Source organism: Streptomyces sp. NRRL F-4489, from assembly GCF_001509485.1.
GTDB lineage: Bacteria > Actinomycetota > Actinomycetes > Streptomycetales > Streptomycetaceae > Streptomyces.
Genome location: NZ_LLZI01000001.1, coordinates 13,153 through 29,289, shown reverse-complemented (window position 1 = coordinate 29,289; position 16,137 = coordinate 13,153). Strand labels below are relative to the sequence as shown.

The 16,137-nt window shown below is 71.7% G+C and carries 12 protein-coding genes and 1 pseudogene; 9 read left to right on the top strand and 4 right to left on the bottom strand.

The window, feature by feature from the left end; all coding sequences use genetic code 11:
- Positions 1-2: 2 nt before the first annotated feature.
- Positions 3-251 (bottom strand): annotated as a pseudogene (locus ADL22_RS35890) (LuxR C-terminal-related transcriptional regulator); the annotation flags it as partial.
- 181 nt (positions 252-432) lie between these two features.
- Here ADL22_RS35890 and ADL22_RS00120 point away from each other — a divergent pair.
- The 7 genes from ADL22_RS00120 to ADL22_RS00090 all read left to right on the top strand — a co-directional run bounded on the left by ADL22_RS00120 (position 433) and on the right by ADL22_RS00090 (position 9,603).
- Positions 433-1,167 carry a hypothetical protein gene (locus tag ADL22_RS00120; RefSeq protein WP_066972258.1) on the top strand — a complete coding sequence of 245 codons (735 nt, stop codon included), beginning with the start codon at positions 433-435 and terminating at the stop codon, positions 1,165-1,167.
- 1,156 nt (positions 1,168-2,323) lie between these two features.
- Positions 2,324-2,938 carry a hypothetical protein gene (locus tag ADL22_RS00115; protein ID WP_066972255.1) on the top strand — a complete coding sequence of 205 codons (615 nt, stop codon included), beginning with the start codon at positions 2,324-2,326 and terminating at the stop codon, positions 2,936-2,938.
- A 541-nt stretch (positions 2,939-3,479) separates the two neighbouring features.
- On the top strand, positions 3,480-4,622 hold the full coding sequence (locus tag ADL22_RS00110; RefSeq protein WP_066972252.1) for a DUF4185 domain-containing protein: 1,143 nt from the start codon (positions 3,480-3,482) through the stop codon (positions 4,620-4,622).
- A 203-nt stretch (positions 4,623-4,825) separates the two neighbouring features.
- The gene (locus ADL22_RS00105; protein ID WP_066972802.1) at positions 4,826-6,211 is read left to right on the top strand and encodes an SMI1/KNR4 family protein; all 1,386 of its coding nucleotides are present in this window, start codon (positions 4,826-4,828) and stop codon (positions 6,209-6,211) included.
- 426 nt (positions 6,212-6,637) lie between these two features.
- Positions 6,638-6,985 carry a FeoA family protein gene (locus tag ADL22_RS00100; protein WP_199836178.1) on the top strand — a complete coding sequence of 116 codons (348 nt, stop codon included), beginning with the start codon at positions 6,638-6,640 and terminating at the stop codon, positions 6,983-6,985.
- Complete coding sequence (gene feoB / locus ADL22_RS00095; protein WP_066972249.1) at positions 6,982-8,931, top strand: ferrous iron transporter B; 1,950 nt, start codon at positions 6,982-6,984, stop codon at positions 8,929-8,931. Before ADL22_RS00100 ends, feoB begins: the two co-directional genes overlap by 4 nt.
- Before the next feature lie 9 nt (positions 8,932-8,940).
- Positions 8,941-9,603: a NifU family protein gene (locus ADL22_RS00090; protein WP_066972246.1), complete on the top strand. Its 663-nt coding sequence runs from the start codon at positions 8,941-8,943 to the stop codon at positions 9,601-9,603.
- Positions 9,604-10,815: 1,212 nt separating this feature from the next.
- Here the strand turns inward: ADL22_RS00090 and mtnK are convergent.
- Both mtnK and ADL22_RS00080 read right to left on the bottom strand, forming a co-directional pair.
- Positions 10,816-12,090 carry an S-methyl-5-thioribose kinase gene (mtnK, locus tag ADL22_RS00085; protein ID WP_066972243.1) on the bottom strand — a complete coding sequence of 425 codons (1,275 nt, stop codon included), beginning with the start codon at positions 12,088-12,090 and terminating at the stop codon, positions 10,816-10,818.
- 58 nt (positions 12,091-12,148) lie between these two features.
- Positions 12,149-13,687 (bottom strand): flavin monoamine oxidase family protein, encoded by a 1,539-nt coding sequence (locus ADL22_RS00080; protein WP_079063726.1) that lies wholly within the window; start codon positions 13,685-13,687, stop codon positions 12,149-12,151.
- Between the two features lie 111 nt (positions 13,688-13,798).
- Between ADL22_RS00080 and ADL22_RS00075 the strand changes: the two genes are divergently transcribed.
- Together ADL22_RS00075 and ADL22_RS00070 are read left to right on the top strand one after the other, a co-directional pair.
- Positions 13,799-14,467, top strand: a complete 669-nt coding sequence (locus ADL22_RS00075; RefSeq protein WP_066972237.1) for a hypothetical protein — start codon at positions 13,799-13,801, stop codon at positions 14,465-14,467.
- 38 nt (positions 14,468-14,505) lie between these two features.
- On the top strand, positions 14,506-15,528 hold the full coding sequence (locus ADL22_RS00070; protein WP_066972235.1) for an acyl-CoA dehydrogenase family protein: 1,023 nt from the start codon (positions 14,506-14,508) through the stop codon (positions 15,526-15,528).
- On the opposite strand, the gene ADL22_RS00065 is transcribed toward ADL22_RS00070, so the two are convergent.
- A complete protein-coding gene (locus ADL22_RS00065) occupies positions 15,500-16,126 on the bottom strand; it encodes an FAD-dependent oxidoreductase (protein ID WP_066972232.1) in 627 nt (208 codons plus the stop codon). The genes ADL22_RS00070 and ADL22_RS00065 overlap by 29 nt on opposite strands.
- Positions 16,127-16,137 lie beyond the last annotated feature (11 nt).

Below are 16,137 nucleotides of genomic sequence, written 5' to 3'. Positions count from 1 at the left end.
CTGACCGTGCGCGGGGAGAGGAAGAGTTTCTCGCCGATCTCACGGTTGGTTCAGCCCGCGGGCGGCGAGCCTGATGATCTGCCGCTGTTGCGGGAGAGTTCGGCGAGCGCGTCGGGGGCCGTGTCTGTGACGTGGAGGCCGGCGGCGCGCGATTCGGCCCGCGCACGCTCGATCCACGGGCGTGCGCCCAGGCGGCGGGCGGTCTCCAGAGCCTGGGTGAGCGGCCCGCGCACCTCTGCGATGCGACGGCGGGTGCAGGGAGAGCCAGGACCATCCCCGCCCCGGGGGTGGTCCCACCCAGACCGTCATGGAACAGACCGCCTGACCCGCGGGATGTTAGTGGGGTGTTAGTGGTGCGACAACGGGCCCGGGCAGAGTGGATTTCGTACCGAGCAAACACCGAGAACACCGACTGCCCCTGGGGGACCACACATGCGCTCCAGCATCCAAGACCGCACCGTTCGCCGCCGCTCGCTGCGCGTTGCCGCCGCGGCCCTGACCGCGGCCGCCGCCCTGTCCCTGACGGCCTGTTCCGGCTCGGACACCGCCGGTGCGAAGTCCGCCGGCCCCGCGGACACGGGCAGGACGGCCGCGGAGTCCACCATCGGCGCGGGCTCGCCGGCCGAGGCGCAGGGCGGCAACTCCCCGGAGGACCCTGGCGCCAAGCCCAACGCGGCAGGCAACGCCAAGGCGGGCGTTGCGGGCAAGCAGTCGGGCAGCGCGCACACCGGCGCGGCCAAGGCGGCGTCCCCGGTCCGTACCCAGACCCTCGCGGACGGCAGCAAGGCCGAGATCTACCGGATCGGTGCCCAGCGCTACCGCGCCAAGATCGTAAGTCGTGGTTCGGTCCTGGCCACGCTGGAGACGACGGGGCAGGACGCCGACGCCGGGCTCGACGCCAACGACATGTTCGTCGTGCTCACGATGGGCGGCGAGGTGCATTCCTGGATGGGCGGCGGACGCCAGGGGCCGGGCACCTTCAAGCTCGCAGGCGGCTGGACGGCCAAGGTCACCAAGGTCGGCGAACTGCGGTACCGCGCGCAGATCATCGGCAACGAGGGCTCGGTGGACGCCACGCTGGAGACGAACGGGCACGACGCCGGGGTCGACGCCAACGGTGTGTACATCGTGCTCAGCAACGGCGGCATCATCAGCGCCCACGAGTAAGTGCTGTTTCCGAACCTCCCCGTGGAGGCAGCGAAGGTTGTCGGTGAGCTTCGGACACACACGCTGGTAGAGAGAAGAATCGCAGGCCCCGGTCCGAAGGTCCCTGATCTGCGGGAGGTGCTGGAACCGGCAGCGTGTGAGTCGCTGCCGGAGCACATGCAGATGGACCTCGGCTGGGCAGGGCCTCCTGGAACCGGCCGACGCTGGTGCAATCGGGGATCAGGCAACGGTCAGAGCCGGCCTTCTCGGCCTGTCAGGCGCCACGGTGCGCGCGTAGTCGCCCAGGTCCGGCAGATCGGGCCGCGGCTCGGCCGACGTCGGACGGCTCTCGCTGCCCAACGGGGACCTCATCGGCGTGCGGACAGCTGTGCAGGTCGTCCAAGACCTGGCCGACAGCGGCCTGGTCGAAGTCCACGGAACAACCCAGCTTCGCCACGCGCCACTGAACGTGCGCGTCGCAGGGCACCAGCCGCGCCCGGCCCGCACACCGCAGGATGAGCCGGCCGCCCCTCCGGACCGGCCCCTCGTGCCCGCCGCCCGGGACAGGTTCGCCGGCGCGCCCGGATCCCGGAGCGACCGAGACGATCCCGGCGAGCGAAGTACGCGGCCCCCGGATGGCTGACGCTGCCTGCCCAGGGAGACTGCGCCGGCGCCTGTGGGGCGTCGTGCACGGCAGGGCCCCATGATCTGCTCCCGCGCCGCGCAGTACGAGACGGTGAAGGGCCGGGCCCCTACGCCGCAGGAACTCGCCGTCTGCCTGGGGTGGCAGGACGGTACATCCGTCGCCAGGCACTCGGACATGTAGTCCAGGCGGGCAGGCTGGTGAAGACCGGGCAAGGTCTGCTGCGCGTCGGCCCTGCTATGAGCAGCACCTCGCCGACACCGCCACGCCTCGGACGCTGCTCGCTGACGCCGCCGGGGCCGGGGTCATGCCCAGGTGCGCAGGATGCGTTCCAGTTCGTTGAAGCGGGCGGTCCGGCCAGGTGCTTGGCTCGCGTCGGGTGCGCTGCCGAGCGCGAGCACGGGTTCAGTGACCTGGTAGGTCACCCGGTGCCGATGAGCGCGTCGGACAGCCGACCGCGCAGACGTACCCGCAGCTCGGTGTGACGGCCACGGGAATCGGCTCTCTGATACGTTCCAGGACCAAGGGGCCGACATGGACGAGACTTCGAAAGCGCGTGACGAACTGGACCGGCTGGGCCGGTCCCTGCGCAGGCAACTGGTCGCGCTGATCACCGATTTGACCGTTCGTGTCCACCTCCGTCGGCTGTCCCTCGACGAGCCGAAGGTTGCCGACCGGCGCGAGCCGCTCCGCTACCACTATGCGACGGTGTACCAAGGCAATCGTCCGAAAACCGCCACCGCTGCCGATACGGCCTCCCGTGCGGCCTTCCTCCTCCGCGCGGCCGGTTGGGACGTCACGGCGTCACAGGAGGATGACGACGGGAGACTCTGGACGGTGATCGACGCGCACCGGGACGGCAACGGCATCCGCATCCTGACGAGCGACGACACGCCCGCCGTGGCGTTCCGCGCACAGACGCCGGCGCTGGCACTGTGCCCGCCGCAACCAGTCCAGCAGCCGGAGCCGGTGCGAACGCCGGAGACCGTCACACCTGGTCACGTCCTCTGCTACGAGGGCGAGGCATCGGCCAGCGTCCCGGATGAGGTGGTCGCGGGTGGGTGCTTGGCCGCCCCCACCGAAGGAGCCGATGCAGGGAATGCGCCACCACGAAAGTCTGACCCATCTGCCGGGGCGAGGGTCAGCTGAGTGCCAGCCGCGCGTGTGACACCGACTGGCGCCAACCTCACGCCCGTCGCTACTGCCAGCACAAGCACCAGCACCAGCAGCCCGCGCCAACTGCCGTGTTCAGCGGACTGGTTGCCGCCAGTGCCCGCGACGATGCGCGAATCGTCGCGAGTTCGCATCGAACGCAATGGGCGGCGCTTGAAAAAGGCGGCCTGATGGGCCTGGCCGCCTTCGCGTAGCGCGTCCGGGCCCACCCGCTCGCGGCATGCGGCGGCCAGCGCCATGACGTCGGTCCCGGCCGGCTAAGGGAGCGATGGAGGCCGGCGAGCTTTCTGAGCCGGAGGTGGAAGTCCAGCCCGCGGGCGCAGGGAGCGATCGGCGGCGCGACAGACATCAGCGCCCGGTCGCATCAGGCAGCTCACGCCAGGTCATCGCCATTTCATCGGCCGCCCTTACGGTCGGGCCTCCCGACGAGGTGCGTGCTCGGGTGCCCTCGCCCTGGCCGGCGGCACCGAGGGCGTCTCCTCGTAGAACTGGGTCGGCTCGGAAAGGCATCGACACAATGACACGTCCAGTGGACGAGCAGGACGAGCACTCGACGGCCGGCGGGCACTCCCGCCGCAAGCTCCTGAAGATGGGTATCGGCGCCGCCGTGGGGGCGGGAGTCATCGGTTCGACCGCCGGGATCGCGAGGGCGGGCGGGCCGAACGACCCGTCCAGTCCGACGATCGCGTACAAGGTGAAGAACCTGAGCGGCCCGGCCGAGACCGGCCCGTTCGCCTCGCCGTGGACCGACCTCGGCATCCCCGTGCGGTGTCCGAACGGCACCATGCTGTTCGTCGGCGGTGACACCTTCAACGGCGACCACGTACCGCGGCCCGGCGAACCCGCCGACGACTGGCGCGCCCCGGTCGGTCTGCGCTCCAGCAGCGCGGACCTGGCCAACCTGCGCATCGACGGCAGCGTCGGCGGGGGCCACGCCAACAGCCTGGTCGACGAACCGCACACACCCGTCGGTGACAAGGCCACCACGGCGATCCCCTCGGACGTGTTCGTCGTCGACGGCGTGATGTACATGCACCTCATGCGCGGTGTCATCTACGACACCCACCACACCGACTTCTGGCGATCCACCGACAACGGCGAGACCTGGCAATACCTGTGCCAGTGGCCGGGCGACCTGCACGGCGGCCAGTTCCAGCAGAAGACCTACGCGGTGGCCGACGACGGCTACTGCTACGTGTTGTCCTCGGTCTTCAACCGCGAGGTCGAGTCGGGCATGCTGCTGCACCGGGTGCGCAAGGAGAGCCTCGGCGATCCGGACGCCTACGAGCCGTGGGGCTACGCCGACGGCGGCTGGCGGTGGGGCGCGCCCCCGACCACCGTCTTCGGCACCCGCAAATGGGGCGAGATCTGCTTCCGGGCCATGGACGGCAAGTACGTGCTCACCTGGCTGAACATGAACCCGTTGTCGATCCGGGCGATGGTCTTCCCCCTCCCGACGTCGGACCTGACCAGGACGCTGGAGCAGACCATGATCGTGCCTGGCGCACCGGGGCAGGAGGTGGGCAACCTCGTCGCCAGTCCGTACGGCGGCTTCGTCGTCCCCGGTTCGACGTTCGGCAACTTCCACATCGTCGTCAGCCAGTGGTACGACCCGTGGAACTACCGGTTCATGCAGTACAAGGTCCACATGCTGTCGTGAGCCGGAAGGCGGTGCATCCCGGGCGGGCGCGGTCCGAGGACCGCGCCGGCACGGTCGCACCCTGACCCGGGTGCGGCCGAAGGCCGGTGGGGCAGAGCCGGCCGCATGCGCCGCGGACTCCCTGACAGCCGGCCGCCGCCGGTGAACGCTTCGGTGTCAGTGGTCCCGCGTACGGTCTGCGTATGGATGATCAGAGGCCCCCCTTGCCCTCCCTGCACGACTTCGCAACCTGGGAACCCGTGCTACGGCTCCTGCGGGCCGGCGCCCCAGAGGGGCAGGCCGCCGGCCCCTCTGTCCGCGTGGCGGGACGCATCGGCCGGCACGGCTGGAGCCTGCCCCTGCGGCGACGGCTGCCGCCGCCCGGTCGGGCCGCCCAGGACGAGGACATGCGAGACGAGTTCGACGCGGTGACGCGGGTGCAGCGCGCGCTCACGGACGCCGGCGTCGACGACATCTCGTTCACGGCGGAGATCTCGCCGGCCGGGAAGGTCGAACTCCGCCTGCTCGGGCCCAGCCCCGCTGTGGAACCCGGCATCGGCACCCCGCACCCGGGGGCACTCCTCCTGGTCGAGGGCGCTCTGCCCGAGCCCTGGCGCCGTCTTCCCGATCCGGTGCCCTGGGCGGTGCCGGCCCCTTCGGCGGATCAGGAACTGCTGGAGCGGACGCTCCGTGAGCGGTTGCCCGACGCCATCGGCGCGACGGAGGCGGAGATCACCGCTGCGGAAGCGCGCCTCGGCGTCCCCCTGCCCGACGAGCTCAAGGCGCTCTACCGGGTGACACGGGCGCGGTGGGAGGACTGCGGCGACGACTACGAAGCGGCGGAACGCCAGTCCATGGCGGTCGGCTGCGAGCTCTTCGCGTTGGACGGCCTGTACGTCGCCGACGCGTCGGCACGTCATTGTCGTTGGGAGTTCGCGGCGAAGGAAGCGGTCGTCACACCGCCCGACGCGGCGGTGCAGGGTCTGGTCGGCTCACCCGGCTGGATCGCTTTCGGGACCAACGGCGGTGGCGACCTGCTGGCGGTCGATCTGACCCCCGGCCCGCGTGGACATATAGGGCAAATCGTGATGATCAGTCACGAGGAGAATACCGGCGCCACCTTGGTCGCCGACTCGCTCACCGACCTGGTGCTGAACCAGCCCAGTAAGCGAGGGGGCGGATCGGTCGGAGACCAGCCACCTGCCGTGGCCCGCGTCAACATCCGGAGCCTGCCAAGCGTCGACGCCGCCGCCCACCCCGGCTTGGAGGTGCTGTCCATCGGCGTGTGGGACGGTGCGCCGCTCAGCCTCGCCCCGGTCGCCGAACTGCCCCGTCTGCGGACCCTTGCCGCCTACCCCGGCACGCTCGCCGACCCTCTGGAGATCGCCGAGCTCACCGGCCTTGAGTTCCTGGAGCTCGGCCCGGAGGAGTGGCGTGCTCTCCTCCGTGCCGGAGCCGTCCCACGCAGCCTCTCGGCCGCCGCCATCACGGTGCACGGTAACCAGGACCCCCTGCCCATCGTGGCGATCGCCAACGAACTCCTGGCCCTCTGGGACCGGCCCCAGATCATCCAGACCGCCCTCGAAGGCAACCTCAGCCCCATGCCCTAGCCGAGGTAGACAACGCGGCGTGCCGCGGCCGAACACCGTAAGAGGCCGAGGCGCCCGGCGGCGACCTGGACGGCGTACGCACCGGCAGTCTGCTGCGGCCCCGCCATGGGAAGCCGGCACCCGTGCCCCGCCCGAACGGGAGCTGGTGGGCCGAGGCGTGGTCCTGCCGCCGCAGCCCTGTGGTGGCTGCGGCCCGGCTCCCGGGCCCACCACGGGCCGCTCATGCTCTCGTGCGCGGCCGGCTCCGTGAGGGCCGGGCGGTGCTGCTCGGGACTCGTCGCGCAGGGGGTGCGGAGAGGGAGCGTCCGGCCGGCCCGACAGGCATTCCTGTGGTCAGGGGAGTGGGGGCGAGGGCCCTGCCCGCGCGGGCCGAAAGACCCTCAACCGACGACTTCCAGTAAGGCTAGCCTTACTTTGATCTGTTGGTTGCCGGCCACCTGGGTCCGGCGCGAGTTCATGGAGGCGCGGGTGCGCGGCGGTGACGTGGAATCCGTAGCGACGGGCGGGCTGTCGACTGCCGTACGGGAGGACGTTGGGTTCGCCCTGGACGAGCTGGAGCCCGGGAGTCGGGCCACCGTCGTCGAGGTCGTGGTGGACGGTGAGCCGGAGATCACCCGTCGGCTGCACGACCTCGGCTTCACGCCCGGAACGGTGGTGGAGGTGGTACGCCGGGCGCCGCTGCGCGATCCGGTCGTGTACCGGGTCAAGGACTACGAGGTGTGCCTGCGCCGGGCGCAGGCCGCCCGCATCCGGACCACCGGGGCAGTCCGATGAGCGCGGGCTGCCATGGCGTCGGCACGGAGCACCGGCGGGCGACCGGCACGCCGCGGATCGCCCTGGTCGGCAGTCCCAACTCGGGCAAGAGCAGCCTCTTCAACGGCTTGACCGGTCTGAACGCCAAGACCGGCAACTACCCCGGAGTGACCGTCACCCGGTCCGTGGGCACCTGCCGGGCCGAGGGGCACACCGTGCTGATCGAGGACCTGCCGGGCTCCTACAGCCTGGCGCCGATCAGCCCGGACGAGCAGGTCGCCGTGGACGTGCTCGACGGCCGTCTGGAGGGCGAGGACCGGCCGCACGCGCTGCTGGCCGTGGTGGACGCCACCACGCTGCGCCGGTCGCTCGCGCTCGTCGCGGAGGTGCTGGCGCGCGGGCTGCCGTCCTGCGTCGTCGTCACCTTCACCGACGAACTGGCCCGGCGCCAGGGCCGCCTCGACATCGACGCGTTCGCCCAGGCCCTCGGCGTGCCGGTGCTCGCGGTGATCGCCCACCGCGGGCAGGGCATCGACGAGCTGCGCAAGCAACTCGCCGCGTGGCGGGACTGGCCGACCCCGGCACTGGCGCCGCCCACCGAGCCGGGCGAGCGGGACGCCTGGGCGGAGTCGGTCCTCTCCTTCGCCGCCTACCGGGCGCCCGAGCGGCACCGCGCCACCCAGCGCGTTGACGCCGTCCTGCTGCACCCCGTGTGGGGCACGGTGGTCTTCTTCGCGGTGATGGCGCTGTTCTTCCAGACCGTCTTCACCCTGGCCGCTCCGTTGCAGGACTGGGTGGAGGCGGGGTTCGGATGGCTGTCGGGCCTGGTCGACCGGCACGTCGACAGTCCCTGGCTGTGCGGGCTGCTCGGCGATGCCCTCCTCGGCGGCGTCGGCAGCGTGCTGGTCTTCGTCCCGCAGATCCTGTTGCTCTTCCTGCTCGTCGCCCTGCTCGAAGGCGTCGGCTACATGTCGCGGGCCGCGTTCCTGATGGACCGGGTGATGGCCCGCGCCGGCCTGGAGGGGCGGGCCTTCGTGGCGCTGCTGTCGTCCTTCGCCTGCGCGATCCCCGGCATCATGGCCACCCGTACGCTCCCCTCCAGCCGCGACCGCATCGCGACGATGATGGCGGCGCCGCTGATGACCTGCTCCGCCCGGCTACCGGTCTACGTGCTGCTCATCGGCCTGCTGGTCGACCCGTCCGCCACGGTGGGTCCCTTCGGCGCCCAGGGCCTGGTGATGTTCGGCCTCTATCTGCTCGGGGCCGTCTCGGCGATGCTGGCCGCCTGGGTGTTCAAGAAGCTCGGCGATCGCCAGGGCCGGGTCCTTCCGTTCTCCATGGAGATGCCGCCCTACCGGCTGCCCGCGCCGCGCGCGGTGCTGTTGGCGATGTGGTCGGCCGCACGCGCCTTCATGCGCAAGTGCACCACCGTCATCCTGGGCACCAGCATCGCCCTGTGGCTGCTGCTGAACCTGCCGTTGCACTCGGCCGCCCAGATGCGGGCGGCCGGCGTCGATACCGCGGATCCGGTGGCCGTGACCGCGTACACGGTCGACCACAGCTACGCCGCCGGCCTGGGCCGCCTGGTCGGTCCCGTCTTCGAGCCGCTGGGCTTCGACTGGCGGGTCAACGTCGGTGTGCTGTCCGCCCAGTCGGCACGGGAGACCTTCGTCGCCACCCTCGGACAGGTGGCCGCCGCCGGGGACCCCGAGGACCCGGCCCGGGCGCTGCGCGCCATGACCCACTCCGAGGGGCCGCACACCGGCCAGAAGGTCTTCACGCCGCCCGTGCTCGCCGCCCTGCTGGTCTACTTCGCGTACGCGCTCCAGTGCATGGCCACCGTGGCGGTCATCCGCCGGGAGACCGGCACATGGAGGTGGCCGGTGATCGCCTTCGCCTACCTGACGGGGCTGGCCTGGCTGATGGCGTACGCGGCGAAGACCGTCACCGGGCTGCTGGTCGGGTGAGCGACGCCGATGATCCCCCTCCACCCCCAGCGTGTCCCCGACCACCCCGACCGCCTGCGCTGGATCGTGCCCCCTGGCCTCCTCACCGTCACCGGCCCGCTCGCCGGGGTGCCCGCGCCGCTGGCCGCCCTCCTGGACGACGGCACCCTCGCCGAGGTCACCGCGGAGCCCACGGCCGTCGTCACCCGCCTCGGCGAGGGCCGCAGCTGGTCCGGCGACGGAGCCCGGGTCCGCACCGCGCTCCACAACGCCCTTGCCGATCCGACCGGTTGGGCGCCGGCAGACCGCCCCGACCGCCCCGGAGACGACGACCTGCTGGCGGCCGCGGCCCGGGACCTGCTCGCCGGACCGGTGGGCGCCTTCGCCCGCTCCCACGGCGGCAGCATCGAACTGCTCGGCGTGCGCGACGGCGTCGTCACCGTCCGGCTCGGCGGCGCCTGCCACGGCTGCGCGGCCGCCTGGCTCACGCTGCACTGGCGTCTGGAGCGTGAGTTGCGCCGTCGCCATCCCGGCCTGCGCGAGCTGCGGAACGCGGCGCCGCGAACGGCCGTCGGGCACGCCTTCCGCGCGCGACGCGCCGGCCGCATTCCGCACGACCGCACGAAAAGTGAGCAGACCGGTCCGGGACCGTCCGAGGAACCCCTCCCGCCCGGAACCCACCGCGACACCTGACCAAGACGCCCGGGCCACCGCGGAAGGCACGCGGTACGCGGCGGGAGCGCCGAAGACCGCCAAGGCCCGCCTCGAATAAGGCTCATGTCATGATCGATTCGCCCGGCGAGCGGCCCACCAGGCTCCTCGTACGCGGGCCTTCCGGGGCGGAACGAGGAGCCGACGACCCCGCGCCGCCGTTACGGATCGCCATGGAGGGCGCTCCCGGCAACGACGACAGCCTTCGAGGACCAGGCGGAGGCGCCGCGGGCACAGCACCGCTTGGGGCGCGGCATCCGAGGTCAGGCCCAACAGGGCAGCGGGGTGCAAGCAGGCATGCGGTCCCCTGCGGCGTTCGGTGCAGGAGCGGCCGCCTGGGACTCCCCTCGTCGCCCGAGCCCACGGGGAGGCGCCGGGCGAACAGCCGACGGCCGGCGTCGCTGGGAAGCCGGGCCGCGAGACGCCCCTCCGGGTCGTACCGAAGATGGTGGGTCATGAGGTGTCCGCCTCCTGGGGCCGCGAGCCAGGACTCGCAGATGGTGGGTGAGTCGGTCGGGCCGGATCAGCGGCGGAGTGCTCTGGCGCGGCGGGCTGACCCAGTGCGCCGCCGGGCTGCCGTACCGGCGGACGGGCATCAGGAGCTGGACGCCGTCGCCGAGGACGCGCACGCCGGGGAGGCCGGCGGCCACGTGGCCGGTGCCCGGCGGCACCAGGACGTACAACCGGTCGCGCAGGTGGTCGGCGAGCACCGGGTAGCCACGGCGCGAGCCCACCCGCATGGCGACCAGCGCGTCCAGGCCGTGCGATATCGGGGAAATGGCCACCGCGTCCCAGGACCGGCCGCACGCCACCCAGCGGGTGCGGCCATCGCCCCGTCGGCGAGCGCGTGTACGACGTCCGCCACACCGCCGCACGACGTGGCTCAGCAACGGCATGCCGCCCGCCCAGGTCGCCGATGGGCCGGCAACAGCGTTCCCGTCCTGCTCTCCACCTACGCCCGCTGCATCACCGGCCGGATCGCCGAACTCCAGCAGTGCATCGAAGGCCCCCAGACACTTCCCGGTATGCCGATGCGTTCATGCCGGGTGCCGCCTCTCCCTGGAACCCCTCAAGTGTCCGGTCCTGCCCGCTGGGCGTGCCCGCGAACGCTCGGAGTCGAGGGGTGGCGCTCGCCGTGTCCGGCCATCCGCGGATTCCGGTGAGCCGGTGCGGGGCCGGACACGGCGCTGGTCGTCAACCGTTGCGGGCGGCCGTCGTGAGGTCGGCGGCGGTGCGGTAAGCGGCCGGGGCCGTCACCAGGGAACGCGCCAGTGCCAGGGCTCGACGCTCCGCTTCCGCGCGGACGGTGGTGTCCGTCAGGGTGGTGAAGTCGGCGGGCCGGGCGAAACCGACGATCCGCCGGATGATCTCCGCGCCGCAGAAGCCCAGTGATTCCGTGAACAACTCGTCGAGGTGGCGCTGCCGTTCCGCCTCCAGCGCTCCCGCCGCTTCCCCGGCGAAGAGGGCGGCGGGATAGGCGTCCCCGTCCGCGTGGTCGCGCCACAGCCGGATGAAGTGTTCCCGGAAGTCGTCCCAGAGCTGTTCCACGGCGGACAGCAGCCAGTTCTGCTGCTCCGACCGGTCGGGTCCGTGTGTGCCGGCCGCGAAGTACGCGATGAGGAGGTGGGCCAGGAGGGTTCCGATGTCGAAGCCCATGGGCCCGTAGCAGGCGAACTCCTGGTCGATCACGCCGATGGACGGTTCGGTCCCGGTCCCGGTCCCGGACCCGGGCCCGGACACCATGATCGAACCGGTGTGCAGGTCTCCGTGCAGGAGTGCCTCGCGGGAGGTGAGGTAGCGGGACTTCAGCCGGGACACGGCGAGTTTCAGCTCGATGTCCTGCTGGAGTTCCTTCACGTCCGCGTCGAGCTCCGGACTGGTCCACCGGTTGCGGGGATGCGGCAGGAGGATCTCGGTGAAGACCATGTCCTCCATGATCTGGCACATGGCCGTGTTGGCCTCGAAGTGCGACGCCAACTCCCGCTTGCGCCTGGCCGGCAGGGCGAGGTCCGAGGTGAAGAAGAGCGTATGGGCAAGGTAGCGGGCGGCCTGACCGGCGAAGTACGGGTAACAGGCACCGGCCGTCAGGCCGGTCCGCATGACCGTGTGCCCTTCCAAGTACTCCACGGTGAGGAGGTGTCCGGCGGCGTCGACGTGCAGGGGCTCCGGGACGTACGGGGCGGCGTGGCGCCGGTGCTCGACCAGCGCGCGATGTTCGAACATGACCCGTTGCGGCGTCAGCGGCCAGCTCGGTCCGGCCGCCCGCACGTACGGGGGAGCCTGCTTGACGCAGACGGCCCCGGCCGGGCCGCGGACGGCGAACACCAGGTTGACGTTGCCGTCGCCGATCTCCCGGGCGCACCACTCTTCCCGGACGCCGCCCAGTCTGCGGGCGAGTGCGGGCTGGGCGGCCAGGTGGTCGAGGAGCTTCGCGATGTCGGGTTCGACGAGGGGAAGGGGAGCGGTCATCTGTACTCCTGTGGCGAGGACTCGATCGGAGCCTTGGGCAGCGGTGAGCGCGCGGGGGTCATGAGGACCAGGGCGGCGGGGACAGGCCGAGGTGCGCCTGCAGAACCTGCTCGGCGCAGCCGAGCGCGCCGGGTACCGAACCGGGGTCCTCGGTCCAGCAGTCGCTGACCACGTGCAGGGAACCTCCGGGTGAGGGGGCCCGCATGCGCGCCGCGACCCGCTCGGTGTCCCGCCCGGTCCGCCACACGTGCCAGGCTCCCGAGTGGGGGTGGCGCCCCCAGTCCTGCCAACAGGCCGCCACCGGCGGCGGAGCCTGTACTCCGTGCATGCGGCACAGCAGCCGGTGTGCGTGGGCGACGGCCGCGGCGGTGGCGGGCGGGCCGCCGTCGAACATGGCTCCGCTCGCCGGCTCGCCCAGTGCGGGGCCTGTTCCGAAGCGGTCCCAGAGCGATGCGGACGGACCGGTGGGGTACGCGGCCAGCAGCAGCCTCGACGCCCCTCCTGGTTCGTACCACACCTGCCGGAGCCCCAGATCGGTGGTGCTGCGCCCGGCTCGCAGGCCGCACGCGCGCCACCACGGCTCGTCGTACGCGAGGAACAGTTTCGCGGCGCGCACCGGCTCGACGGCTTCCAGGTCCTCGGCCCAGGAGGGTCCGAACACCCCGGGCCCGGTCTCGATGCGCCGCAGGGCGCCTTGCGGCAGCGCCAGCACCACCGTCCGGGCCCGGACTCGCTCACGTCGGCCGGTGTCCCGGCCGGCCTGGTCCTCGACGGCGAAGGTCAGCTCGTAGGTTCCGCCGGTCCCGCCCGCACGGTCGATCCGGCACAGCCGGCGGCCCCGGCGCGTACGGCCCCCGGCTTCCTCGAACCGGGTGTGCAGAGCCCTGGGGAGAGCCTCCATGCCGCAGGAGAGCGTGACGTACCGGGCCCGCGGCGGTGTCCGGAACAGCACGTCGATCCAGGCCGCCGCGCCACCCGGGTGCAGGTCGTACCCGTCGGTGTCGGCGACGAGCCGTAACGCCTCGGGGCTCAGCGCCGACGCGAGGACCCGCGGCCAGGAGACCTCCACCAAGGGTTCGCCCTGGACCAGCGCCGCCCCGTGTGCGGACCGATAGCGGGCTCGCACCGACGCCGCGTCAGCGTCCCGGCCCTCCCGAACCGCCCGGTGGTACTCCTCCCGCAGCCGTCCGAATCCCGGCACCACCGACTCGACGGCCAGAAGCGTCAGTTCGTCCGCATTCGATCCCCGTTCCCGTTTTCCCAATCGGTACGGAATGCGAGTCGGATGGGCGAAATCCCGCTGTCTCAGTAATACGCCGCGCGTCCGCACCACATTTTCCGGCCGTCCGAAAGAGAAGGGGACCAGCGCGCCGGCCAGCCCCAGGTGTTTCAGCAGCGCCATCACCGGAGCGGCTTCCGTGTTCAAGCGCATGGCACCCAGTTCCGCCCACCCCCCACCGCGCACTGGGACGGACCAGATCCGGCCGCCCACCCGGTGCCCGCTCGCGTACAGCGTCACCTCCCGCGAGCCCACGGCCAGCCGGAAGGCGGTGTAACACCCACCCACACCCGCGCCGATCACGACCACCCCGCCCATGCGCACCCCGCCGGTTCGAGCCAATCAGATGTCTCACTCTTTACCGCTCCACCCCCGACATGGAACATCGGGTGAACGAATCAAGCGACCGTCGCGACAACGGGAGACTGTGTGATCTTCAGGCCCGACGTACTCGCCCAAGCGCCTTCCGCCTATGACGCGCTGTCCGAATACTTCCGGGACATCCGCGCCTTCTACGAGGTCATCAACGTTCGCTTCGCGATACCGGAGTACGGCGTTCGCCTCACGCCCGTGGCCGGAAACGAACTGCACTCCAACGCCAACAGCTACCTGCTCTCCGACAACAGCTCCTACCCCTTCTACCTCTGGCTGCCCACCTGGCTCGGCCGTTTCTACATCGACCCCGAGCGCATCCCGGCGGACTGTCCGGCCGACGACTGTCCCACCGACAAGGCCGGCCTCATCGCCTTCGTCTGGCCGTGGCTGGGATTCAACGACGCCTACGTCAAGGACGCCGACGGGCCCGAATGCTGGTTCGGCGTCGCGGACGCCCGCCCGGAAGACCCGCACGAGACCGTCCGCACCACCGTCAACAGCCTGTTCAACTACTTCCGCGTCGAACGCACCCTGGACGACGAGAAGGACGGCTGGGCCACCGGCACGTTCGCCGGCCGCGACATCGGCTGCAACCTCACCGGCCGCTGGCACCTGCGCCGCGCCCCAATGACGGAGCTGACCAGCTACTACGAGGTCGAACGCAACATCATCAGGCCCCTTGGGGAGAAGTTCACCGCGCTGGCCGGCGCGGCAGCCGCTTGATGGTCGGCTCCCCCGCACCTCGGCCTTCCGACGCCGAGGTGCTGTCCGAGACGTCTCGTGTCGCCGACGAGCTGCTGAGCCCCAGCGCCGACCGGACCGCACGGGACGGGGTCCCCCGCAGCCACCTGGACGCCCTCGGCGCGTCCGGTGCCCTCGGCCTGGCGACCCGGAACCCGGCTCTGCTCCGGCGCGCCACTGAGATCGTCTCGGCGGCCGACGGCGCCACCTGGTTCGTCTACGCCCAACATCACCAGCCCGTCAGAGCAGTCGCCGCCAGCGACAACCGGATCCTCCGCGACCGCTGGCTCACCCCCCTGCTCACCGGCCGGACGCTCAGCGGCCACGCGATCTCCCACCTCGCCCGCCCCGGCCCGCCCGCCATCACCGCCACACCCGGCCGGTACGGCGGCTGGACGCTGAACGGCCGCATCCCCTGGCTCACCGGCTGGGGGCTGGCCGACGTCGTCCTGGTCGGCGCGGTCGCCCCCGACGACCGCGTCCTGTTCGCCCTGCTCCCGTCCGAGGACCTGGACGCGCCCCAGGCGGTGCACCGGCACACCCTGTGGAGCATGGCGGCCACCCACGCGGTGGCCGTGGACCTTCACAGCGTGGCCGTCACACGGGACCAGGTCGTGAGCACGGCCCGGCACGAGGACTGGCTGAACACCTACCTCCACCACAACGCCAACACCCACCCCGCCGTGTTCGGCCATCTGCGGGCGACCACCCGGTACCTCGGCCGGTACGAGGCGTTCAAGGGCTGGGCCGACCACGCGACGCTCCTTGCCGACCGGCTTCGCGGTCACGCGTACGGTCTGATCGACACGCGACCGGCTCACGAAGCGATCGAGGAACGGCTCGCGACCCGCGCGGCCGTCGTCGACCTGGCACTGCGCAGCGCCGCCGCGTGCCTCGCGGCATCCGGCGCCCGGGCCATGGGGTCGGACACCACGGCGGCCCGGCTGATGGGTGAGGCCGCATTCCACCTGGTCCACGGCCAGACACCCCGGGCCCAGCACGCCTACGCACACCTCACGGATGTCCGAACAGGCATGCCCTGACGTGCCAGGACGGGGGGCTGGCTCGGTACGGGGAAACGGGCTCTGGCTCAGTTTCTGTGACCGAAGACGACCACCACTGGGCCGGCGAGGAGTAGGCACCGTAGGTGCTCGATCCGCCGGACTGCCCGGCGGTGATGCCGCTGAGCCAGCTCTCGTCGTCGGCCCCGAGCTTGAGCTGGTCCAGGCGCCGGCGCACCGTGAGGGTGTCGATCTCGCGGAGCAGATCGGCGCGCGCGAGCGGGTTGTTGGGGTCCGGGAAGTACCTCTGCGATCCGTCGAAGAGCCGCTCCAGCAAGGCTCCCTGCCGGGTCTGGAGGTCGGCGAGGGAGAACGGCGCGGGGCCCTTCGGGGACGGCATGATCGCCTTGGCCGGGGCCAGGCCCGTCGCGGTGGCGATGTTGTAGCGCTTCAGCTCGGTGGTGATCAGCGGCTGCGACTCGTCGATGAACTGCCCGCCCATCTCCACCGGCTGGTTGGCGAAGGTATCGGTCCAGGTGCGGCCGCCGATCCGGCCGCGGGCCTCCAGCAGAAGGGGGTTGAGCCCCTTCACCCGCAGCTCGCGGGCGGCGATCGCCCCCGCGAAACCGAGGCCCACCACGCGCTGTCACG